Annotated in this window: 26 protein-coding genes; 13 read left to right on the top strand and 13 right to left on the bottom strand. The window is 57.9% G+C overall.

The window, feature by feature from the left end; genetic code table 11:
* Positions 1-143: 143 nt before the first annotated feature.
* From RUESEDTHA_RS03350 to RUESEDTHA_RS03340, 3 genes are read left to right on the top strand one after another with little or no spacing between them, the layout of a single operon-like run.
* Positions 144-986, top strand: a complete 843-nt coding sequence (locus RUESEDTHA_RS03350) for a DMT family transporter (RefSeq protein WP_180884352.1) — start codon at positions 144-146, stop codon at positions 984-986.
* Positions 987-1,024: 38 nt separating this feature from the next.
* Positions 1,025-1,798, top strand: coding sequence for a triacylglycerol lipase (locus tag RUESEDTHA_RS03345; protein ID WP_180884606.1), 774 nt, complete (start codon positions 1,025-1,027; stop codon positions 1,796-1,798).
* Positions 1,795-2,946 carry an alpha-D-ribose 1-methylphosphonate 5-triphosphate diphosphatase gene (locus RUESEDTHA_RS03340; protein ID WP_180884350.1) on the top strand — a complete coding sequence of 384 codons (1,152 nt, stop codon included), beginning with the start codon at positions 1,795-1,797 and terminating at the stop codon, positions 2,944-2,946. Before RUESEDTHA_RS03345 ends, RUESEDTHA_RS03340 begins: the two co-directional genes overlap by 4 nt.
* Positions 2,947-3,008: 62 nt before the next feature.
* On the opposite strand, the gene RUESEDTHA_RS03335 is transcribed toward RUESEDTHA_RS03340, so the two are convergent.
* The 3 genes from RUESEDTHA_RS03335 to RUESEDTHA_RS03325 all read right to left on the bottom strand — a co-directional run bounded on the left by RUESEDTHA_RS03335 (position 3,009) and on the right by RUESEDTHA_RS03325 (position 4,858).
* Positions 3,009-4,076 (bottom strand): 5-(carboxyamino)imidazole ribonucleotide synthase, encoded by a 1,068-nt coding sequence (locus tag RUESEDTHA_RS03335; RefSeq protein ID WP_180884348.1) that lies wholly within the window; start codon positions 4,074-4,076, stop codon positions 3,009-3,011.
* Complete coding sequence (gene purE / locus RUESEDTHA_RS03330) at positions 4,069-4,557, bottom strand: 5-(carboxyamino)imidazole ribonucleotide mutase (protein ID WP_171120242.1); 489 nt, start codon at positions 4,555-4,557, stop codon at positions 4,069-4,071. Before purE ends, RUESEDTHA_RS03335 begins: the two co-directional genes overlap by 8 nt.
* 76 nt (positions 4,558-4,633) lie before the next feature.
* On the bottom strand, positions 4,634-4,858 hold the full coding sequence (locus RUESEDTHA_RS03325) for a YdcH family protein (RefSeq protein WP_010441787.1): 225 nt from the start codon (positions 4,856-4,858) through the stop codon (positions 4,634-4,636).
* Positions 4,859-5,022: 164 nt separating this feature from the next.
* Here RUESEDTHA_RS03325 and RUESEDTHA_RS03320 point away from each other — a divergent pair, with 164 nt between their 5' ends.
* The 4 genes from RUESEDTHA_RS03320 (at position 5,023) to RUESEDTHA_RS03305 (ending at position 7,506) form a co-directional block, all read left to right on the top strand.
* Positions 5,023-5,436, top strand: a complete 414-nt coding sequence (locus RUESEDTHA_RS03320) for an Hsp20 family protein (RefSeq protein ID WP_058275530.1) — start codon at positions 5,023-5,025, stop codon at positions 5,434-5,436.
* Positions 5,437-5,441: 5 nt separating this feature from the next.
* Complete coding sequence (locus tag RUESEDTHA_RS03315; protein ID WP_171120244.1) at positions 5,442-5,666, top strand: DUF1150 family protein; 225 nt, start codon at positions 5,442-5,444, stop codon at positions 5,664-5,666.
* A 95-nt stretch (positions 5,667-5,761) separates the two neighbouring features.
* Positions 5,762-6,649 (top strand): PhzF family phenazine biosynthesis protein, encoded by an 888-nt coding sequence (locus tag RUESEDTHA_RS03310; protein WP_180884345.1) that lies wholly within the window; start codon positions 5,762-5,764, stop codon positions 6,647-6,649.
* The gene (locus RUESEDTHA_RS03305) at positions 6,646-7,506 is read left to right on the top strand and encodes a glycosyltransferase family 10 domain-containing protein (RefSeq protein WP_180884343.1); all 861 of its coding nucleotides are present in this window, start codon (positions 6,646-6,648) and stop codon (positions 7,504-7,506) included. The genes RUESEDTHA_RS03310 and RUESEDTHA_RS03305 overlap by 4 nt, the downstream gene beginning before the upstream one ends.
* Positions 7,507-7,564: 58 nt before the next feature.
* Here the strand turns inward: RUESEDTHA_RS03305 and RUESEDTHA_RS03300 are convergent, their stop codons facing one another.
* The 4 genes from RUESEDTHA_RS03300 to trxB all read right to left on the bottom strand — a co-directional run bounded on the left by RUESEDTHA_RS03300 (position 7,565) and on the right by trxB (position 12,645).
* Entirely contained in the window at positions 7,565-9,283 is a 1,719-nt protein-coding gene (locus RUESEDTHA_RS03300) for a bifunctional sulfate adenylyltransferase/adenylylsulfate kinase (protein ID WP_180884340.1), read from the bottom strand.
* Positions 9,284-9,500: 217 nt separating this feature from the next.
* Complete coding sequence (locus RUESEDTHA_RS03295) at positions 9,501-11,171, bottom strand: adenylate/guanylate cyclase domain-containing protein (protein ID WP_180884338.1); 1,671 nt, start codon at positions 11,169-11,171, stop codon at positions 9,501-9,503.
* A gap of 63 nt (positions 11,172-11,234) precedes the next feature.
* Complete coding sequence (locus RUESEDTHA_RS03290; protein ID WP_180884335.1) at positions 11,235-11,699, bottom strand: RES family NAD+ phosphorylase; 465 nt, start codon at positions 11,697-11,699, stop codon at positions 11,235-11,237.
* A gap of 4 nt (positions 11,700-11,703) precedes the next feature.
* Complete coding sequence (gene trxB, locus RUESEDTHA_RS03285) at positions 11,704-12,645, bottom strand: thioredoxin-disulfide reductase (protein ID WP_180884333.1); 942 nt, start codon at positions 12,643-12,645, stop codon at positions 11,704-11,706.
* A 227-nt stretch (positions 12,646-12,872) separates the two neighbouring features.
* On the opposite strand from trxB, the gene RUESEDTHA_RS03280 reads away from it, so the two are divergent.
* Positions 12,873-13,373 (top strand): Lrp/AsnC family transcriptional regulator, encoded by a 501-nt coding sequence (locus RUESEDTHA_RS03280; RefSeq protein ID WP_171120257.1) that lies wholly within the window; start codon positions 12,873-12,875, stop codon positions 13,371-13,373.
* Between the two features lie 117 nt (positions 13,374-13,490).
* On the opposite strand, the gene RUESEDTHA_RS03275 is transcribed toward RUESEDTHA_RS03280, so the two are convergent.
* The 5 genes from RUESEDTHA_RS03275 to lgt all read right to left on the bottom strand — a co-directional run bounded on the left by RUESEDTHA_RS03275 (position 13,491) and on the right by lgt (position 17,711).
* Positions 13,491-14,273, bottom strand: a complete 783-nt coding sequence (locus RUESEDTHA_RS03275) for a Hint domain-containing protein (protein WP_180884329.1) — start codon at positions 14,271-14,273, stop codon at positions 13,491-13,493.
* Positions 14,274-14,606: 333 nt separating this feature from the next.
* The gene (locus RUESEDTHA_RS20815) at positions 14,607-14,735 is read right to left on the bottom strand and encodes a hypothetical protein (RefSeq protein ID WP_255431604.1); all 129 of its coding nucleotides are present in this window, start codon (positions 14,733-14,735) and stop codon (positions 14,607-14,609) included.
* A gap of 269 nt (positions 14,736-15,004) precedes the next feature.
* Positions 15,005-15,763, bottom strand: a complete 759-nt coding sequence (pgeF, locus tag RUESEDTHA_RS03270) for a peptidoglycan editing factor PgeF (RefSeq protein ID WP_180884326.1) — start codon at positions 15,761-15,763, stop codon at positions 15,005-15,007.
* Positions 15,760-16,827 carry a class I SAM-dependent methyltransferase gene (locus RUESEDTHA_RS03265; protein WP_180884323.1) on the bottom strand — a complete coding sequence of 356 codons (1,068 nt, stop codon included), beginning with the start codon at positions 16,825-16,827 and terminating at the stop codon, positions 15,760-15,762. Before RUESEDTHA_RS03265 ends, pgeF begins: the two co-directional genes overlap by 4 nt.
* Positions 16,824-17,711, bottom strand: coding sequence for a prolipoprotein diacylglyceryl transferase (gene lgt, locus RUESEDTHA_RS03260; protein WP_180884321.1), 888 nt, complete (start codon positions 17,709-17,711; stop codon positions 16,824-16,826). Before lgt ends, RUESEDTHA_RS03265 begins: the two co-directional genes overlap by 4 nt.
* Positions 17,712-17,808: 97 nt before the next feature.
* Here lgt and RUESEDTHA_RS03255 point away from each other — a divergent pair, with 97 nt between their 5' ends.
* The 5 genes from RUESEDTHA_RS03255 (at position 17,809) to RUESEDTHA_RS03235 (ending at position 21,004) form a co-directional block, all read left to right on the top strand.
* Positions 17,809-18,057, top strand: coding sequence for an accessory factor UbiK family protein (locus tag RUESEDTHA_RS03255; RefSeq protein ID WP_170384762.1), 249 nt, complete (start codon positions 17,809-17,811; stop codon positions 18,055-18,057).
* 310 nt (positions 18,058-18,367) lie between these two features.
* Positions 18,368-18,868 (top strand): YbjN domain-containing protein, encoded by a 501-nt coding sequence (locus tag RUESEDTHA_RS03250; protein WP_170753355.1) that lies wholly within the window; start codon positions 18,368-18,370, stop codon positions 18,866-18,868.
* 39 nt (positions 18,869-18,907) lie between these two features.
* Entirely contained in the window at positions 18,908-19,723 is an 816-nt protein-coding gene (gene proC / locus RUESEDTHA_RS03245) for a pyrroline-5-carboxylate reductase (protein WP_180884317.1), read from the top strand.
* Positions 19,716-20,054, top strand: a complete 339-nt coding sequence (locus RUESEDTHA_RS03240; protein ID WP_180884313.1) for a tRNA-binding protein — start codon at positions 19,716-19,718, stop codon at positions 20,052-20,054. The genes proC and RUESEDTHA_RS03240 overlap by 8 nt, the downstream gene beginning before the upstream one ends.
* Positions 20,054-21,004 (top strand): D-glycerate dehydrogenase, encoded by a 951-nt coding sequence (locus RUESEDTHA_RS03235; RefSeq protein WP_180884311.1) that lies wholly within the window; start codon positions 20,054-20,056, stop codon positions 21,002-21,004. The genes RUESEDTHA_RS03240 and RUESEDTHA_RS03235 overlap by 1 nt, the downstream gene beginning before the upstream one ends.
* On the opposite strand, the gene RUESEDTHA_RS03230 is transcribed toward RUESEDTHA_RS03235, so the two are convergent.
* Positions 21,001-21,579 (bottom strand): thymidine kinase, encoded by a 579-nt coding sequence (locus RUESEDTHA_RS03230; RefSeq protein ID WP_171121669.1) that lies wholly within the window; start codon positions 21,577-21,579, stop codon positions 21,001-21,003. The genes RUESEDTHA_RS03235 and RUESEDTHA_RS03230 overlap by 4 nt on opposite strands.
* Between the last annotated feature and the right edge of the window lie 55 nt (positions 21,580-21,634).

Below are 21,634 nucleotides of genomic sequence, written 5' to 3'. Positions count from 1 at the left end.
GCCTTCGGGCGGCCCCGTTTCGTTTGAAATTCCCGCTGCGCGGTCATGCCTCCGGCGGAAGTATTTTTGAACAGAAGAAGATCGGTGTTTTGGTTGCGGGAAAGTGAGTGTGCAAACGGTCTGGAACCCGCTATGCGATGGGTATGCGACTGTTTTTGCTCTCTGCCCTGACCATGTGCGCTTTTGCGGCGAATTCGATATTGAATCGGTTGGCCATTGAAAGCGGTGCCGCTGATCCCGCCGGTTTTGCCGTTATGCGCGTTCTGGCAGGGGCTGTGGTGCTGGCGGTGCTGGTTTTTCTCAGAGGTGGGCATTTGCCGCTGCGAAACACGCGTCGGATCGCCGGGGCGGGTTCCCTGTCTTTGTATATGATCGGCTTTTCGATTGCCTACCTGACACTGGACGCGGGACTGGGCGCGTTGATCCTGTTTGGGGTGGTCCAAATCACCATGTTTGCAGTGACATCGGTGACCGGAACAGCTTCGGGCACCCGCCAGATTGCCGGGGCCGCGATTGCGCTTGGCGGGCTAGCTTGGGTGCTATGGCCGTCTGGTGAACTGCGCGTGGACCCAGTCGGAGCCGCCCTGATGACTGCTGCTGGGGTGGGCTGGGCCATCTACTCATTGGTTGGCCGATCCGAGCCGGACGCATTGGCCGGCACAGCGGCCAACTTTGTTGTCGCGTTGCCGGTCACCGCATTGGCCTTGTGGTCCGGCAGCACCGATTGGCACATGACTGCTAACGGTTACCTGCTGGCCGCCCTCTCTGGGGGTGTTACGTCTGGAATGGGCTATGCGCTTTGGTATCGCGTCCTGCCGCAGCTGGCACCGACCACTGCAGCGGTGGTGCAGTTGAGCGTTCCGATCATCGCGATTGTAGGCGGTGTCATTCTGTTGGGCGAGACAGCTTCGGTGCGCTTAGTACTTGGTGCGACACTGGTATTGGGCGGCATTGCGCTGGCGGTCCTTAAGTTGAAGCCGCGCTAGGGGTTTTAATGCGCCCTGTTTGGGCTTATCTGGCCGCTATGAGATACCTTTTTGCCCTTGCTCTACTTCTTTTTCCTGCCGTGGCGCAGGCAAAATGCGTTGTGCTGTTGCATGGGCTTGCGCGTACCGAGGCGTCCTTTACCGTGATGGAGCAGTTGTTCAAGGCGCATGGCTATACGGTCGTGCGGCCCGGTTACCCTTCAACGGACTTGCCGATCCCCGAACTGGCCGACCAAACTCTGCCCGAGGCGTTTGCCGCCTGCGGCGGCGACACAGTCAACGTTGTGGCCCATTCGATGGGGGGGATCCTTTTGCGGTATTGGCTGCAGGGTAACAAGCCTGAGAATCTGGGCCGCGTGGTCATGCTTGGACCGCCCAATCAGGGAAGCCAACTGGTGGATGAGTTGGGTGCGTATGAGGTGTTCGGGATGCTGCACGGGCCTGCGGGTCTGGCGCTGGGAACGGGTCCAGAAGGGATCCCGGCCCGGTTACCGCCGGTAGATTTTGAGTTGGGGGTGATTGCTGGCGAAAATTCTCTGAACCCTTTGTTTTCCTCAATGATCGACGGCAAGGATGACGGCAAGGTTTCTGTCGAAACCACCAAGGTCGACGGGATGAAAGATCATATCGTCTTGCCCGTGACCCACACCTTCATGATGAATAGTCCCCGCGTCATGGCTCAGGCGCTGCATTTTATCGAGTTTGGCCAGTTCGATCCGGAAATCACCTGGCTGGACGGGGTGCAGGATATTATTGATGAAATCTGCATTGGGCAGGATTGCTCTGAACCTGTCTCGGAGCCCTCGCAGTGACCGCTCTGAACCTGACGCTGACTGGCGCAAAGGTTTTGTTGCCGGACGCCGGACTGACCATTGCCAACCTGTCATTGGCCGAGGGTGTCATTCAACCTGACTGTACAGGACGTTCCATCGACCTGTCGGGGTATCTGTTGTTGCCTGGTATCATAGACCTGCACGGTGACGGATTTGAACGTCATATCGCGCCGCGCCGGGGGGCGATGAAACAGATGGATGAGGGTATCCTGTCGGTCGAAGCCGAGCTTGCCGCCAACGGGATCACGACTGCTGTCTTGGCGCAATTTCATAGTTGGGAGGGCGGCGTGCGCGGCCCTGAATTTGCGGGGCAGGTGCTTGATGCAATAGCGTCGGTGAAAGGCCAAGTCGTAACGGACTTGCTGCCTCAACTGCGGTTTGAGACGCATATGCTGGACGACTATGAGGGCTTGCCCGAACGTATCGCAGCGTGGCAAGTGCCCTACGTTGTATTTAACGACCACCTGCCGCATGACCGTCTGGCAGAAGGGCGCAAACCGCCGCGCCTGACAGGACAGGCGTTGAAGGCTGGGCGCAACCCAGACAAACACTTTGAGATGTTGCTATCCATGCACGCCCGCAGCTCCGAGGTGCCTCAGGCGCTGGATGATCTCTGCGCGGCACTGGCGGGGCAGGGGGTGCGCATGGGCAGCCACGATGACGCGACATCAACAACCCGGGCCGACTGGCGAAATCGGGGCGCGCGCATTTCTGAGTTTCCCGAAACGCTTGAGGCCGCCGAGGCCGCTCGCGCTGCCGGAGATCACGTTATTCTGGGATCCCCGAATGTGGTGCGTGGCGGATCGCATAAAGGCAATGCCAGTGCGCTTGACCTGATTGCCATGGGGCTGTGCGATGCTCTGGCCTCGGATTACCATTACCCCAGTCCACGCCGTGCTGCTTTGATGCTGGCCAAAAGCGGTTTGCTGGATTTTGCCGGTGCCTGGAGCCTTGTATCCTCCGGCCCGGCGCAGGTTCTGGGATTGCAGGACCGTGGCACGCTGGTGCCAGGCCAACGTGCCGATCTGGTCATTCTAGACGCAAAGACACACCGGGTTGCCGCCACAATGGCAGCGGGTCGGATCAGCTACATGGCTGGTGATATCGCGGCTCGGTTCCTAGCCTGATCCGCGCGCTTCATCTGGCTGCAAATATCCCCGCCGGAGGCATCGCGCGCCAGCGCGATTTCTCAGCGCATGATACGGTTGAAATGCCCCATCTTCCGACCTGCCTTAACCACGGCCTTTCCATAGAGATGTAGGGCCACGTTACGCTCCTGGGCCAGTTCCGGCACGCGGTTCATGTCGTCACCGATCAGGTTTTCCATTACCACATCCGAGTGGCGCTGCTCGTCGCCCAAGGGCCATCCGGCCACGGCGCGAATATGCTGCTCGAACTGGTCAACGGCGCAGCCGTTTTGCGTCCAATGGCCCGAGTTATGTACGCGCGGCGCGATCTCGTTCACGATCAGGCCGCCGGGCGTTACAAACAGCTCGACCCCCATCACGCCCACATAGTCCAGAGCGTTCATGATATTGGCCGCCAGCAAAACCGCATCCGTACGCTGCGCGGGGCGTAGACGTGCCGGGACCGTTGTGGTGTGCAGGATGCCGTCGCGATGCACGTTTTCACCGGGGTCGAAACAGGCCACCTGACCATCCAGCCCGCGGGCCGCAATGATCGAGATTTCGTGAGTGAAATCGACGAATCCTTCAAGAATTGCAGGCGCGCCGGCCATGTCTGCCAAAGCGGTCTCGGCATCTTTGGGGGTGCGTAGTCGGGCCTGTCCCTTGCCGTCATAACCAAAACGACGGGTTTTCAGGATCGCAGGCGTTCCGATTTGTTCAATCGCGGCTGTCAGGCTGTCCAGATCAGTAATGTCGGCAAACGGTGCGGTTTGCAGGCCGAGCCCTTGCAGAAATCTCTTTTCGGTCAGGCGATCCTGGCTGACGCGCAGCGCCTCGCGGCCGGGGCGAATGGGGCGGTGGGTTTCCAAAATGTCCAGCGCCTCGGTCGGGATGTTTTCGAACTCGTAGGTGATGACATCGACCGACTCGGCGAAGGCTTTCAACGCGTCGGCGTCCTCATAGGGTGCCGTTGTCACCCGGTCGGCCACATGACCGGCAGGCGGGTTTGCGCCAGGCTCATATATGTGGGTCAGAAACCCCAGACGGGCCGCTGCGACCGACAGCATCCGTCCCAATTGACCACCGCCAAGAATACCGATCGTTGCGCCGGGCTGTAGCATCTCAGTCATCGACAGGCTCCTGCGGGATCGAAGCCGAGAGCGCATCGCGCCACGTGTCCAACCGCGCGGCCAGTGCATCGTCTTGCAGGGCCAGTATGCCAGCGGCCATAAGCCCGGCATTGGCGCCACCTGCCGACCCGATGGCCATGGTTGCCACGGGAAACCCTTTGGGCATCTGCACGATGGAATAAAGCGAATCGACCCCGGACAAAGCCCGCGTCTGAACGGGCACCCCAATCACCGGCACCCGCGTTTTCGAGGCCATCATGCCCGGCAAATGTGCTGCTCCACCCGCACCGGCAATAATTACCTGCAGGCCGCGCGACACGGCGGTTTTCCCATAGTCCCAAAGGCGGTCAGGCGTCCGGTGTGCTGAGACAATGCGCTTTTCATATGCCACGCCCAATTCATCCAGAATGTCTGCGGCTTCTTTCATCGTAGGCCAGTCCGATTGACTGCCCATGATGATCCCCACTTTCACGTCGCTCATCCGCTTGTGTCCCTGCCTTTCGAAAGAGCGCGCACTATAGCCAAATCCGCTTATGTGGCAATGCGGTACAGAGTGTTCAGGCGATGATATCTGGGGTCAGGCGGTCTTCGATCAGGCGGATGATGTCTTTCAGGCGCAGTTTTTGTTTTTTCAAACGTTTGATCGTCAGTTGATCTGACGTGCCTTTGGCCTGCAACGCTTCGATCGCCTCGTCCAGATCGCGGTGCTGGCGGCGGAAAACCTCCAGCTCCACCCGTAAAACCTCATCAGTTTTCATTGAAAGATCGGTGGGCGCGTTCATGGGCGACTCGGTTGTTATTGTGGTGCTTGTCACACAAGATAGTGTGTCAGGCGTTATCCCGCCAGACCTTGTGGACATCCTGGTTTCTTCCCATATTCTATAGCATGCGGTTGCCAAAAAGGGGCCGCAAAACACGTCGCTTTGACAATAAAGGACGAAAATACGTGTCAAAACTTACTCTTGGCTCATACCCGCATCTTCTGGGGTTCGAGCAATTGGAACGCCTTTTGGAACGGTCTGCAAAGGCCGGAAATGAAGGATACCCGCCCTATAACATCGAGCAGACCTCGGATTTTTCGTATCGTATCACTCTGGCGGTAGCCGGGTTCGCGGAAGAGGATCTGTCGATCACCATTGAGGATCGCCAACTGGTGATCCGGGGTCGTCAACGCGACGACAGCGAGGGGCGCATCTTCCTGCATCGCGGCATCGCGGCGCGTCAGTTCCAGCGCATGTTCGTGCTGGCCGACGGGGTCGAGGTGGGCGAGGCGATCATGGAAAACGGTCTGCTGCATGTGGATCTGACCCGCGCCGTGCCGGAAACCGTGGTGCAAACGATCAACATAAGAAAGGGGTAAGAGCAATGAATACACCGATTGAACTGAACGCCGAAGGCGACCGGATCGTCTATGTCAAAACGGTCGAAGTCGCTGATCTGCCTCGGGAACTGCGCGAACAGGCCGGGGACCTGGATCTGCTCTATGCCGTTCACGACTCGGACGGTCAGCAACTGGCGCTGGTCGCCGACCGCAAGCTGGCGTTCAACCTCGCGCGCGAGCATGACTTCTCGCCGGTGGCCGTGCACTGAGCACGGCCCCTCTGACGTTTTCCACGTGACATCTGCTGTCCGTCGGGCGAGTTATGCGAACCGGAGACGGTTTGCATAAGAAAGAGCGCGCGGAAATGAGCTGGTTTGATTTTGACTGGGTAGATGCCTTTACCGACAGGGCATTTGGTGGGAACGGTTGCGCGGTTGTTCACGGTGGGGCGGCCTTGTCTGACGACACCTCGATGGCCTTTGTGAACGAGACCTCACTCGTTGAATGCACGTTTACAGGACCGTCCGCTATTGCCGATATTCGGGTCCGCTACTTTCTGGCCAGCCGAGAAATTCCGTTCGCCGGGCATCCAACCATTGCAACTGTCGCAGCCATGCAGTCCCGAGGGCTGTTTCAGGGAAATACGCTGACGCTGGAAACGGGTGCTGGTGTTGTTCCGATCCGCCTGATCGGTGATGAAATCGAGATGACTCAGGTCGCGCCACAGTTTGGGGCATATGTTCCCGCCGATTTGGTGGCCGCGGCGATTGGCTTGTCCCAGGACGACATTATGTCTCCTCCACAGTTTGTCTCTACGGGATTGCCTTTTTGCGTTACGGTCCTGCGTGATCACGACGCTTTGCGAGCAGCCGATTTGAATGTCGAGGCCCTTCAGGCTGTGTCGGAAATGGCAGGGTTTTCTGGGTCTGATATGGCCGAACCTTTTCTTGTCACGTTGAAGGGCGCAACCGATGCGGGTGACACGTTCTCGCGCCTGCTACTAGCGCCACCCAGCCCGCCCGAAGACCCCTTTACCGGCTCGGCAACCGGGGCGATGGCCGCCTATCTGTGGAAGCATGGACTGATGGCGAAGGATACGTTCGCCGCCGAACAAGGGCACGACATGGGGCGTCCGGGGCAAGCGACCGTGACCCGCGTCGGGCCTTCTGATGCGATGATTGGTATTAAGGTTGCCGGGCGTGGTCACGTTCTGATGCGGGGTCAGGTCAACCTGTCAGAGGTGTCCGTATGACCGAACCCGCCATTGCAATTCTGCCTTATGGAAACCGTTTGGGGCCAAAGCTGTCATCGCTTCCCCTGGCTGACCTGATCTGGCCCGACGGGTGCCCCGAGCGCCTGATCGGCAATACCGTCGGAGACCTTGAGCCCACCGATCACCTGATCATGTATCCCAATTCAACTGTGCATCTGCGCCTGCGCCGGGGCACACGCGCGCAGATTTCCCTGATGATGGGAGAGCCCTCTGCCATTCATGCCAAACACGACCAGATGCTGCGCTGGACGTGGCGGCGGTTTTTTCGCGTCCTGACGTTTCATGATGTTTTGCTTCAAGGAATCCCGAACGCGGTGTTCCTGCCCTATGGCGTCACAATGATTCCAGATTGGCGCGAATTGGATGTGAGCAAGTCCAAATCCTGTTCGCTGATCGCGTCAGCCAAACGTGATCTCGAAGGGCACCAGTTGCGCCATTCTGTCATCGACTGGGTGCGGGAAACTGGTGCGGACGTGGATATCATGGGGCGGGGCTATAACCCGTTTGACCAAAAGTCTGACGGTCTGGCACCCTATCGCTATTCCGTAGTGATCGAAAACGTGCGCGAGAAAAACTATTTCTCCGAAAAACTGACCGACGCGATCCTGTGTTCAACGGTGCCGATCTATTGGGGTTGCCCGAATATCGACGATTTCATGGATAGTTCGGGCATGATCATATGTGAATCCGAGGCTGATATTCAGCAAGCGATCCAATCCCTGACGCCCGAGGATTACGCGGCGCGCTTGCCTCGGTTACAAGCGATTCAGGCCAAGGCTGCGGAGTTTGGGGATTTCGAAGGCCGCGCGGTCGCAGCCCTGCGCGCAGAAATTTAGCAAAAAATGCAAAAAGCCCCCGCGCTGCGAGGGCTTTTCGTAGAATATATGCGCTGTCTTAGGACGCTGCAATCAGGCCCATGCTTTCCAGCTTGAGCAGCACCTGATGGGCACAGTTGTCGACATCGACATTCTCGGTCTCGACACTCAGTTCCGGGTTCTGGGGGACGTCATAGGGGTCAGAAATCCCTGTGAATTCCTTGATCTTGCCTTCACGCGCTAGCTTGTACAGACCCTTGCGGTCGCGACGTTCACATTCCTCGATGCTGGTCGCGACGTGAACTTCACAGAAGGCACCAAACTGTTCGATATCTTCACGAACCGCGCGGCGTGTGGTTGCGTAGGGCGCAATCGGTGCACAGATGGCGATGCCGCCGTTTTTGGTGATCTCACTGGCCACGTAACCGATGCGACGGATGTTCAGGTCGCGGTGTTCTTTCGAGAAACCCAGTTCCGACGACAGGTTCTTACGCACGATGTCACCATCCAGTAGCGTCACGGGGCGGCCACCCATTTCCATCAGCTTGACCATCAAGGCGTTGGCGATGGTGGATTTGCCCGAGCCCGAGAAACCAGTGAAAAACACGGTGAAACCCTGTTGGCTGCGCGGCGGTTTGGTCTTGCGCAGCTCGGCCACAACCTCGGGGAAGCTGAACCATTCGGGGATTTCCAGACCTTCGGCCAGACGGCGGCGCAGTTCGGTGCCCGAGATGTTCAGGATCGTGACGTTGTCCTTGTCTTCGATCTCGTCATTCGGCTCGTACTGGGCGCGCTCTTGCACATAGACCATGTGTTTGAAGTCAACCATTTCGAGGCCGATCTCGTCCTGGAACTTTCGGAACAGATCCTGCGCGTCATAGGGGCCGTAGAAATCTTCGCCTTGGCTGTTCTTGCCCGGGCCAGCGTGGTCGCGGCCGACAATGAAGTGGGTGCAGCCGTGGTTGGCGCGGATCAGACCGTGCCAGACCGCCTCGCGCGGGCCAGCCATGCGCATGGCCAGGTTAAGCAGCGACATCGAGGTGGTCGAGGCCGGGTATTTGTCCAAAACCGCTTCATAGCAGCGCACGCGGGTAAAATGATCGACGTCGCCGGGTTTGGTCATGCCGACAACCGGGTGGATCAGCAGGTTGGCCTGTGCTTCTTTCGCGGCGCGGAAAGTCAGTTCCTGATGCGCGCGGTGCAGCGGGTTGCGGGTTTGGAACGCAACGATACGGCGCCAACCCAGCTTGCGGAAATAAGCGCGCAGCTCGTTCGGGGTGTCGCGACGGGCGCGGAAATCATAGTGGACGGGTTGTTGAATGCCGACAACGGGACCGCCCAGATAAACCTTGCCTGCGGTGTTGTGCAGATAGTTCACGGCTGGGTGTGCGTCATCATCTGCGCCGAACACTTTTTCAGCCTCGCGCGCCTTGTCCGGGGTCCAGCGGTCGGTCACGGTCATGGTGCCAAGGATCACGCCTTCTTGGTCGCGCAGGGCGATGTCCTGACCCAATTCGATGGTATCGGCAAACTCTTCGCTGACGTCCAATGTGATGGGCATGGGCCACAAGGTACCGTCGGCCAGACGCATGTTGTCGACGACGTTGTTGTAATCAGCCTCGGTCAGAAACCCCTTGAGCGGGTTGAACCCGCCATTCATCAGAAGCTCCAGATCGCAAATCTGGCGGGGGCTCAGGTCCCAGCTTGTCAGATCAGCGGCTTCTACTTTCAGTTTCTGCGCGGATTCATAGGAAACATATAGTTCAGGGATCGGAGCGAGATTGCTTAACATCGTCATTGGAATACTCTTGTCGAAGTGCGGTTTTGCCAGTGATTCAAGGGCGTTTGCGGGGCATTTGCCCCGACCGTTGGGCGAAGTCCATATACATTCATGAAACAAAGGACGAAATGCGCGGTTTTTTCGCGGAATGGAAGGATTTTCTGACATCCGGCGGAAATTACGACCGTGGTTCCAGCAATGGTCGGCAAAATGGTGCCAAAACGAGAATGTGTTCCTATGCGGCGGCAGTTTCCAATAGGTCGGCCGCGCTTTGGATGGGCAGGGCGGGAATCGGTCGGGTCACACCGCGCAGTTGAAAGGATTTCATTCCGTTCAGATCGCCTTGGTACCCGGCAGTCTTCAGCACGTCGTCCGAGACAAGAAGTTCCACTTTCAATCCCTTTGTCTCGGCCTCCAACCGGCTGGCCACATTGACTGCATCGCCGATGATGGTGCGTGCGGCATTGCCCGCAGCACCGATTTCACCAAGAACTAAATCCCCAAGATGCAGGCCCATTCCGATGCGAATGCGAGGGCTTCCTTCGGCTTCCAGCTGCTGATTGAACCGCATGAGGGCGTGACTGACATCTGCCGCTGCCTTCAAACCCGCTTTTGCCGAACTTTCGGCATCAGGCGTTTCAAACACAGCCAGCAGCCCGTCGCCCATGTATTTATCAACCACACCCCCGTCAGCAGTGATGGCCGGAACGATGGCGTCAAAAAACCGGTTCAGAAGAAAGACGATGTCATAAGGCAACTGCCCCGTGGTCCGCGAGGTGAACCCCCGCATATCCAGAAATAGCACGGCCAGTTTGCGTTCCTGACCCTGACTGGCATGTGCGCGCTGCCGCCCTCCGTCGGGGCGGAACATGCGAAAGGCTGTGATCGGTTCGGTCGGGCGTATCTGGCACGCCAGCCGAGCACCATCGGGCGCGCTGACGGCTGCCAGACTGCGGGCCTCGACATCACTGGGGGCCGGAAGTTTCTCGGCACCGTCTTCAACGATCACGCGGCAAGTCGTGCAGCGCCCCTTGCCGCCACAAAGGGCGGTGTGAGGGATACCGTTGGCCTGCGAGATTTCCAGCAGCGTCATGCCCTTCTCTGCGACGACTTCGGGGCCTTCGACGTATTTGACCCGAACAGAATGCCTGCGCCGCCAGAGTTTGCGACCCAGAAACACGGCAATGGACGCAGCCAGTGCAATCCAGAACGCCATCATTGCGTTGTCTTTTACGCTGAAAAGGGCCTGAAACTCTTCGGGGGAGGGCCAGTTGTAATGTTCGATATATTGTTCGCGCAGGGAAGGATCAGCAAAATCGGTCCAAATCCTGCGACCCTCGGTCAGCAGGCCTGCAAGGGCAAAGGACGGAACAAAAACCGCCAACCCGATCAGATAGGGGGCTACGTTTGACCACCAACGGGTAAGGCGAAGCCACATATGCAGCCCGACGCAACTGTGAACCCAGACGACAAGCAACAGAAGGCTTTGCATGTAGATCGCGGAACTGGGCCACATTAGGGCGATGATGTACCCCATCTCGTCGTTGACGTTGTATATCTCATGCGCATAGCGCGTGTGCACGATATGCGCGATCAATTGCAGCGGAATGAGCAACCCCAGTACCACTTGCAGGGCGGTATTGAAGGGCATTCGCAACGTGCGGCGTTGGCTGATGGAATACAGGGCAAGCCCGAAATGAGTAAACAGAGCGACGTACAGAACCGCGCTGCCGATGTCATGGCGTGTGACGGCGTGGCGGCCGTCTTGCATATCGTGCAGATAATCGGTGTGGAATAGGCCCAGGCCAATATTGATGAAATGAAAGAAAGCGAAGGCAAACAGGATTAAGCCGCTGCCAATCCGCAGCCGGGTTGCCCACCCGCCTTGCCAAAGAACGCTTTTCAATCAAGCCACCTGTATTCGCATTTCTTGCGCCTGAGTCTGGAGCGGCTGGGGCTATGGGTCAAGTTATGGTTGAAAATAGGATGGTTCCCACGGGGTTGCCTGAGCGTGGGCGCAAATAATGGCCGGGGAAAGATTGAACAGCACGATGTGGCTCAGCTCTGGGCGGGTCCGAGAGCTGTAGATCAAACCGTCAGCGTGTTTGGCACGAGCTTGATCTGAGAACCGCCATGTTGGTGAAAAGCCATGTTCTTTATGGATATCTTGCCAAACCATCGACGCTTTGTGCTGACCGCGCAGGTCGATCAAACTTGCGCCTGATACTTCTGCCCTCTGCAATATTCTTGGTGGGTCGTTGGGCGAGACATATCGACGAATGGCAACCCCCGCCCCTTCGGCGCTAAGAGAAGCGTAGAGAGCGATTTGCCCGGAATAATGAAAACGCCCCTCGGGTGCCTGAGCGGGAACCAAAGGGGCGCTAATTTGGGATAGAAACAGAATTCTCCAGACCGGGCCGGAGAATTCCATCATCACGTTATTCCTGCTCGGCCAAAAACCGTTCCGCATCCAATGCAGCCATACAGCCCATACCGGCGCTGGTCACGGCCTGGCGATAGATGTGGTCGGTCAGGTCACCCGCCGCGAAGACGCCCGGAATCGACGTTTCGGTCGAGCCCGGCTTGGTGACGACATATCCGCCCATATGGGTTTCCAGCGAGTCTTTGACCAGCTCGTTCGCAGGCGCGTGGCCGATCGCGACAAAGACGCCCTTGCATGGGATCTTGGTGACTTCGCCGGTCTTGACATTCTTGACGCGCACGCCTTCAACGCCCAGAGGGGCATCCGTGCCGATGACTTCTTCAAGCTCGTGGAACCACAGCGGTTCGATCTTTTCGTGCTTCAGCAGCCGGTCCTGCAAGATTTTCTCGGCCCGCAATTCGTCGCGGCGGTGGATTAGCGTCACTTTGCTGGCGAAGTTGGTCAGGAACAGTGCCTCTTCGACCGCAGTGTTGCCACCGCCGATCACCACGATTTCCTGTCCGCGATAGAAGAACCCGTCACAGGTTGCACAGGCGGATACACCGAAACCCTTGAACTTGTCTTCCGACGGCAGGCCGAGCCATTTGGCCCGTGCGCCCGTGGCAAGAATAACGGCATCGGCCGTATAAATCGTTCCGCTGTCACCCTTGGCGGTGAACGGGCGCTTTGAGACGTCCAAATCGTTGATGATGTCGCCGATGATTTCGCAACCCATCGCCTTGGCGTGGTCCTGCATGCGAACCATCAGATCGGGACCCTGAACTTCTGTATCGCCGGGCCAGTTCTCAACCTCGGTTGTGGTGGTCAATTGACCGCCGGGTTCAATGCCCTGAACCAGAATCGGCTCAAGCATCGCGCGGCTGGCGTAGACGCCCGCTGTATAACCGGCCGGTCCCGATCCGATGATCAGAACCTTCGTGTGACGTGTTTCGGCCATGGTACCCCCAACTCGATCTGCCTGTTTTGGGCGCTTGGCCCCTTGGCGAATGGATATAACGACCACAGTGCGGCGCTTAAAGCCCCTACCTGTCACACATCCGCTATGCGTTCAGCGAAAAGCGCCTAAAAAAAGAACACTGAAAATAAAGAAAATTGCGCATACGCGAAAGATTATTGCGCATCTTTGGGGTGCTGATATAACAACCGAAAATTCAGGAGCATTGAATGGTCGCGACACGGCTGGATGAGATTGACCGCAAGATTCTGGCGGAATTGCAGGCAGACGGTCGCATGACCAATGTCGAACTGGCAAAGCGTGTGGGAATTTCAGCCCCACCCTGCCTAAGGCGTGTGCGTACGCTGGAAGATTCAGGGCTGATCCGCGGGTATCATGCTGAGGTGAACGCGCGCGAGTTGGGATTCGAAGTTCAGGTCTTTGCCATGGTCGGGCTGGAAAGCCAGGCCGAATCCGAACTCAGCGCCTTTGAAGAACGCTGCCGCGACTGGCCTCTGGTGCGCGAGTGTCACATGCTGAATGGCGAAGTCGATTTCATCCTGAAGTGCGTGGCCCCGGACCTGAGCAGTTTTCAGCAATTTCTCACAGGTGAACTTCTGACCACTCCAAACGTGGCAAGCGTGAAAACGTCGCTTGTGATCCGGGGCGCTAAGGACGAGCCCGGTGTACCTTTTGACGTGCTGGAAGAACGAATGAGCCGGATGGCTTGAACCGCGCGCGTTTATGCGCAGCACAACATGGCGGTAGAATCGCCGTGACGAGCAAGAACAGTGCCCAACCTAGTAAAATCTGCATAAAGCCCCCACTTTGCAGCAATATTTTTGTGTTTACGCTGTGATTGCGTCTACTTCTCCGTCACCGGCACGCGGCATCAACAGCGGGCCGAAATCGTTCAGCGAATCGACATGCGCAAACAGGTTCAGATAGATTGATCGGAGCGAATGACTGATCATCCGAACTGCGTTGACCCCCGGGTGGTAAGTTTCGAACTGAAGCCCATCAACCTTGATGACCGAGTGGCGTTTTAAGCAGATGTGAAACAGCTCGATCGGAGTGGGCGGAAGGGTTTCGATAACACTCATCCCGTCCTGAAATTCGTGGACCGGTGTCAAAATCGTTTCGTTGCCATGCAGGTGGCGCAGATGGGCCGGTGTCCCGACGATACGCGCGGCCGGGCCCGCGATTACGCCAGACAAAGGTTTTTGCATCCCAAACGTGTCCGCCGTGATGCGGGTCAAGGGGCGGGTGCGCCCGCGCGAGTCCTCGCGCCCTGGGACAAGAGTGACCGAACCTTTCCACAAAACAGTTTGCGAGGAACCGTCCTGCGTCAGAACGGTGTCACCGGGCAGCAGGTCTTCGATCGCCATGGGACCCGTCTTTGTTTCAACCAGCGAACCGCGCGTAAATGCGCAGAATGCATCTTCAAACATCGGCAAAGCCGGTGCGATGTGTCGTGTCTGCGAAACGTCACCGTTTGGCAGCAACGAACTGACCTCATAGCGCCGCAGCTGCGCCTTGGGTTTGTCCGGTGTCCTTGGGGCGTCTTGCAGCATTGCCGAAGTATCAACGGCATTCCTGGCAGCCCGTGAGAGCGAATGTGGAATAGGCATAGTTATTCCGTCCCTTCTAGTACCCGCTCAGACGGGGTGACCTCTCGAAAGAGACCCGTCTGATTAGTCTTATTTTTTGTTTTGATTGAAAGGGCGACCCTAAGGCGGCGGTCGATTCGACGACGCGATGAAAAAATAATCCGCAGACCTTTGGCCAACATTTTGACCCCCCAAACAAACTCACACCAACGCAGGCTGAAATTGCCGGCGCACACATGCTCCTGAACCTGACCGCTTTGAATACCTGCGGCAGGCCACACACCGGACCGGAGCACCTCTCCGGCGTGTTTCTTGGCCCTGGGGACCGGCAGCTTGGCACCCTGGGCATGTCGATCAGCCTTGCTTTGCCAAACGGCGCGCAACTCTGACCGAGCGGCTGGAAACGTGTTTCCACGGCATCTCCAGCCCCTTCTCTTTGCTCGCCGCAACAACGGCGCTGAGAAAGCGAGATTTGATCTTCATTTTGTGTTCCTGCTCCTCGGGGGTTTGACACCCCGTTCCCTATGGTTAGCCAATGTGATGCCATAATGAGGCGCCGATAAGGCTGATCCGGGATCAATTCAGGACAAAATGAAGGTTGGCAGCTCCTCTTTCTTCATGCTGTCTCGCACTGCTGGAGCATCGGCAGATAAGCACCTGAGAGCGGACAATAAAACTCAATTTGTTCCGACTCAGGTAGACACAAAGAATGTGGCGAAAAAGCGGCGATATCGCCACAATTCGGTCTTGGTTTACAGTTTGATTGCTGAAATCAGTCGGCCATAGTCGGCTTCTTTGGCGTGGGTCGCCCTGCGATAGGAATAAAATCTATCCGGATCGGAATAGGTGCAGTGCCGAGTCCACTCGGCCTGACCGATTCCCGCCTGTCGCAGCCTGTGAAGACCAAATGCGGGCAGGTCGAACTGAAGCCTGTCGCCCGTGCCATTCGCAAAGAACCGCAGGTTGTCGGGTGAATCTGCGACGAAATCGTCCAGAAACTCTGGGCCCACCTCATAGGCTGTCTGCGAAATCGTCGGTCCGATCACTGCAATCGTGTTTTTGCGACGTGCGCCCAACGCCTCCATGGCGTCCAGCGTAGCCTCCAACACGCCATCCAGCGCGCCTTTCCAGCCTGCATGGGCTGCGCCGATGACCTGTGCGTCGGGGTCGGCAAACAGAACTGGCTGACAATCCGCCGTCAGAATCGTGAGCGCCAGACCGGGCGTCGATGTCACCACCGCATCTGCCTTGGGCTTTTCCCCATTTATCGGTCCGTCGACCGACAGCACGGTTGGAGAGTGGACCTGATGAACCCCAATCATTGCGTCGGGCGTAACTTCCATTGCGTCCGCAACCCGATTGCGGTTGATCGCTACGGCCTCGGTCTGATCCGAAGATCCATATCCACAGTTGAGCCCGGCGAATATGCCGGAAGACGCGCCTCCGCGACGGCTGAAGAACCCGTGGCGAACAGAGGACAGCATGTCCGAAGTCAGAATTTCCAGTGTCATGATTCCAGTCCCGGAGGGGGGGCGGCATAGGAAGGGTAGAGGCCCAGTACTTTGAACAGGTTTCCCATTTCATTCGGATGCGTCAACCTGCGATGTGCGGAAACCAGTTTATCAAGCTCGACCCCGCCGAGAGTCGCAGAAAGCTTCTGCGCGCGCGCAGTTATTCCCAGCCGCTCCAGAAATACCCCCTGAGGCGTCAGGCGCGTGTGGGCACATCCGGCGGCGCGTGTGGCGGTGGCCAGCGGCTCGAAATCGACATGGGCGGTCAGATCAGCCTGTCCCGGTGCCTGCAAAGGGTCTGCCCGCTCATGTTTGCGAACGGCCTGCAAGGTATCGCCCAGCGAATGCCAGTCGCCATAATCTACAATCAGCCCGGCTCCGCCTTGCGTCGCGATCCGGCCAGCCAAAACGGTGATAATTGGAATTGCGGATGGGCAGAGTTCGACGAGATCACCATCTTGTGTATCGTCCAGCCGATCCATCAGTGCCACCTGAGATGCCTGTGCCCCCAGACCATACGTCAGTGATTCGCCTTCACGCCCGACCAGACGCTCGCGCCATCCATCGCCGTCGCGCAGGAATTGACGTATGGGGAGGGCGTCGAAGAATTCGTTCGCGACCACAAACAGCGGTGCATCGGGCAGGTCGGCAACGGTTTCGATCCAGCGCGGCGTGTATCCGTTCAGGATATCCGACTGAATTTGTCGAAGGATAGGGGAAGCCTCCAGCAAGGTGACGTCTGCGGCGTCGTGGAAGCCCTCAATGCTTCGGGTTGCGCGCAGAATGTCGGCCATCAACGTGCCGCGCCCCGGACCCAGCTCGGCAAGAACAAAGCGGTTGGGGTGACCCTGATCTATCCAGGCTTGCGCCAACGACAAACCGATCAGTTCGCCAAACATCTGACTGATTTCCGGCGCTGTGATGAAATCGCCCAGAGCACCCAGAGGGTCGCGGGTGGAGTAATATCCCTGAGTTGGATGCAGTAGGCATTCGGTCATGTAGTCGGCCACGCTCATCGGGCCGTCTTGCGCGATGCGCGCAAGTAGGTGATCGGTCAGAGTCATCGAACAGATCGCGCACGCAGCGCGAACCACAAGCCAAGTGCGATCATGGGGATCGACAGCAACTGACCCATTGTCAGTCCATAGCCGCCGATATGCCACGCCAGCCCCAGCGGATTACCGGGCGAGATGAATTGTGCGTCCGGCTGCCGAAAAAACTCGACAATAAATCGCGAGGCACCGTAACCGGCCATGAAAACCCCCATAATCAAACCGGGTGTCTTGAACGCACCGCGCCGATAGGCCAGCCATAACAGCACCGCCCCCAGCAGCACCCCTTCCAGCGCCGCTTCATAGAGTTGCGATGGATGCCGCGCGCACATGCCAGCCAGTACGCCGGGGCAACCCTGTGCGGCCGCTCCGGGGAAAATAAAGGCCCAGGGCAACTCGCTGGGGCGTCCCCATAATTCTGCGTTAACAAAGTTTGCCAACCGCCCCAGCAACAACCCCGGCGGAACTGCGTGTGCGATAAGGTCGGCCAAGGACAATACCGGAACCTTGTGGCGGCGTGCATACAGATAAGAGGCAACGACCACTCCGAGCAGTCCGCCGTGAAAGGCCATTCCGCCCTGCCAGACTTTCAGAATGTCCTGCGGGTTCGCCAAGTAATAAGCGGGTTGGTAAAACAGCACGAAACCCAGCCGACCGCCCAGAATGACGCCGAGAATGATCCACGTGAGCAGGTCTTCCAGTTGCTCGGGCTTCATGGGTGGGGTTGATTCTGGCCAAAGTGCAGGTCGCCGCAGCGCCATTGCACCCAAGCGCCACGCGATCAGAATACCTGCAATATATGCCAGTGCGTACCAGCGCAGCGCGAACTCCATCCCGAAGAGTGAGATTGAGAACAGCTCGGGCGACAGATCGGGGAAATTCAGAACAGCCTGCATGTGCGTCTCATTGCCCGTGCTTTATGGGGCAAGTCAACCTTGAGCCTGACGCAAACTTTACCCATATAGGGATCAACCGCGATTTCGGAGAAATGCCATGCAGACCCGCAACAAGATTCTGGACGACGTATCCCAATTGATGACCAACGCCATGGGCGTGGCACAGGGCGCGCGGGAAGAAGCCGAAAATGCGATGAAGTCGATGATCGACCGCTGGCTGGCGGATCGGGATTTCGTGACGCGCGAGGAATTCGACGCGGTTCGTGCGATGGCCCAAAAAGCGCGCGAAGAGAATGCCGCGCTGGAAGAACGCATCGCGGCGCTTGAGGCGAAACTGGACAAGTAACGTCCGAATCCAAATTTTCGATGCAAGAGAAACGCCGCGCGATCCGGGTAGGGATTGTGCGGTGTTGTGCATCTTGCCGCCTTGCGGAATTTAATCAAGACAAAGCTGCACGCGACGCCAATATTTTGATCGCCGTGACCGTTCGTCCACAACTTATTGCTGTTATCCCCAATAAATAGGGTTGCCAGACGGGTACTGGCAGCGCACCATATTTAGTACAGGCCCACGGGGGAAGCCCGGCTTGTAGAGCAGGCAACTAGCGCTGGGGCGCTGCCAGCCCCAAAATGCTAGAGATTAGTGAGGTGGCATTATGGCCCTTTCCGAGCAGTTTCTCGAAGAAGATCTTCATCCAATAGATATTGTTGAACACCTGGCTGAACACCACGACTGGGACTTTGACCGGATCGGGGATGACCAGATCGCCATGGCTGTCGAAGGGCAGTGGCGTACCTACTCAATCACGCTGGCCTGGTCTAACTATGACGAAACCCTGCGCATGGTGTGTTCGTTTGAAATGGACCCACCGTCCGAGCGAGAGTCCGAGTTGTACGAACTGCTAAACAAGATGAATGATCAGTGCTGGGCGGGTGCCTTTACCTATTGGGCCAACCAGAAACTGATGGTCTATCGTTACGGTCTGGTTCTTGCTGGCGGACAGATGGCCAGCCCCGAGCAAATCGACACGATGATCACCGCAGCCGTCCTGAGCGCTGAGCGGTATTACCCCGCGATCCAGTTGGTCACATGGGGCAACCGCGATCCCGAAGACGCGATGCAGGTCGCCATTGCAGAGGCCTACGGGCGCGCGTAAAGCTTTGCCCCGAACCGACAAGTAAGGGGAGGGGCAATCATGGATATGTCACGCGTCACCGAACAGGGACTGGTGCTTCTGGGATGCGGCAAGATGGGATCGGCCATGCTCGCTGGATGGTTTGAGCATGGCCTTCCTGCGTCATCGGTCTGGGTTGTGGACCCGTATCCATCGGACTGGTTAAAGGCGCAGTGCGTTAACATCAACACACCTCTGCCTGAAGCCCCCGCTGTGGTGCTGGTGGCTGTCAAACCGCAGATTATGGGCGAGGCTCTGCCTGCGATCAAAGCGCTGGGCGGCGGTAGCAGCCTGTTTATTTCGGTCGCGGTGGGGACGTCGATTAACACCTTCGAAGACGTTTTGGGCGAGGGCACTCCGATCGTGCGCGCGATGCCAAACACGCCCGCAGCGATCCGGCAGGGGATCACGGCACTGATCGGGAATTCTGTCGCATCGAATGACGATGTCGCACTGGCCGAAGACCTGTTGTCAGCCATTGGCGAGACCGTCCGACTGGACGACGAATCTCAGATGGATGCGGTTACGGGCCTGAGCGGTTCAGGCCCGGCCTACGTCTTTCACCTGATCGAAACCTTGGCCGCTGCGGGTCAGACGCAGGGCTTGCCACACGATCTGGCGATGAAACTGGCCAAGTCGACTGTGGCCGGGGCAGGTGCGTTGGCGATGGCCGCCGATGAAGACCCTGCGCAATTGCGGATCAACGTGACCTCTCCCAACGGTACGACTCAGGCCGCGCTTGAGGTGTTGATGCACGAAGAAGAAGGCTTCCCCGATCTGCTGCATCGTGCCGTGAAAGCCGCCACCGACCGATCCAAGGAGCTGTCTTGTGAGTGAGATTTCCTTTGATGATTTCCTCAAGGTCGACATCCGCGTCGGCAAAGTCGTTCGTGCCGAACCGTACCCCGAGGCGCGCAAGCCCGCGATCAAGATGTGGATCGACTTTGGCGATGAAATTGGTGAGCGTAAGACGTCAGCCCAGATCACCGCGCATTACGACCCGGCCACGCTGGTGGGCAAACAGGTGATGGCTGTGGTGAACTTTCCCCCGCGCCAGATCGGCCGCTTTATGTCCGAAGTGCTTGTGTTGGGCCTTCCCGATGAAAGTGGCGAGATTGTTCTGATCGGCCCTGATGGTGACGTTCCTGTTGGCGGGCGGATGCACTGATGAAACTGCTAGTTGCCCGCCCTATGACAGCAGCAGTCACAGCCCGCGCGCGGGCAGAGTTTGATGTCGAGTTTCGCGAAGACACATTACCGATGACGCAGGATGAGATGCTGCGCGCTTTGTCTGATTTCGATGTGGTGGTCCCGACTTTGGGTGACCTTTTTTCGGAACAGGTATTCGCGCAGGTGCCTAACCCCCGCTGCAAATTGCTGGCAAATTTCGGGGTCGGGTATAATCACATCGACGTGGATGCGGCGCGCGCCGCAGGCGTTGCCGTGACGAACACACCGGGCGCCGTCACCGATGCAACCGCCGACATAGCGATGACCTTACTGCTTTCGACAGCCCGGCGTGCGGGGGAAGGGGAACGGCAGGTCCGGGCTGGCACTTGGCAGGGATGGCATCCGACGCAGATGCTGGGCCACCACGTGACGGGCAAGCGTGTTGGGATCGTTGGCATGGGGCGCATCGGTCAGGCCATCGCGCGTCGGTGCCACTTTGGGTTTGGAATGCAGATCCTTTATCAATCCCGCAGCAAGAAAGAGACCGGCTTTCCCGCGGAATATGTTCCTGACTTGAAAGAGCTGTGCGCTCAGGTCGATTTCCTGATCCTGGCGGTCCCAGGTGGTGCGGAAACCCGCCACCTGATCGACGCGCAGATTTTTCAGGCAATGAACGCTTCGGCTCTTCTGATCAATATCGCGCGCGGAGAAGTCGTGGACGAATCTGCATTGATTGCCGCGCTCCACACCGGCCAGATCGCCGGGGCGGGATTGGATGTCTATGAGTTTGAGCCCGCGGTCCCGCAAGTCCTGCGCGACATGGAGAACGTGACACTGTTGCCCCATCTGGGCACGGCGACCGAAGAAGTGCGCAGCGATATGGGGCATATGGCCCTGGACAATGTGGCCGCCTTTGTCGACGGGCGCCCTCTGCCAAACCCGGTCTAAGTGCCCACAGCCTCACGCCAGTGTTTGCGGCATAGCGAGACGTAAGTTTCGTTCCCGCCAATCTGCACCTGCGCACCTTCCGTGATGGTGTTTCCGTTTTCGTCCTGACGAATCACCATCGTCGCCTTGCGCCCGCATTCGCATATGGTGCGGACCTCACGCATTTCGTCAGCCAATGCAAGCAACGCAGCCGAGCCCGGAAAAAGACGGCCCTGAAAATCCACGCGCAGCCCGTAAGCAAGCACTGGTACTTTCAGGTCGTCTACGGCGCGCGCCAGTTGCCAAACTTGATCTTCGGTCAGAAATTGGGCTTCGTCGACAAACACGCAGGCGACTTTACCCTTCGCCAATCGCCCTTCGATCATTGCAAAAACATCGTCTTGGGCTGTGAACGTGTCAGCATCCGACGAAATCCCGATGCGGGATGCAATTTTGCCCACACCTGCACGTCCGTCCAACGCGGCGGTCATCAAATAGGTGTCCATGCCCCGCTCGCGATAGTTGTGCGAGGCTTGCAACAGGACGGTCGATTTGCCTGCGTTCATTGTGGAATAATTGAAGTACAGCTTTGCCATGGTCCCGGGTCTAAAACGCCTGAACGGTGCGGACAAGCCATCATATGTCGCAGTA

It is taken from the genome of Ruegeria sp. THAF57 (genome assembly GCF_903914075.1).
Taxonomy (GTDB): domain Bacteria; phylum Pseudomonadota; class Alphaproteobacteria; order Rhodobacterales; family Rhodobacteraceae; genus Ruegeria.
The sequence above is the reverse complement of the archived record's forward strand: the minus strand, read 5'-3'. Positions and strand labels throughout refer to the sequence as shown.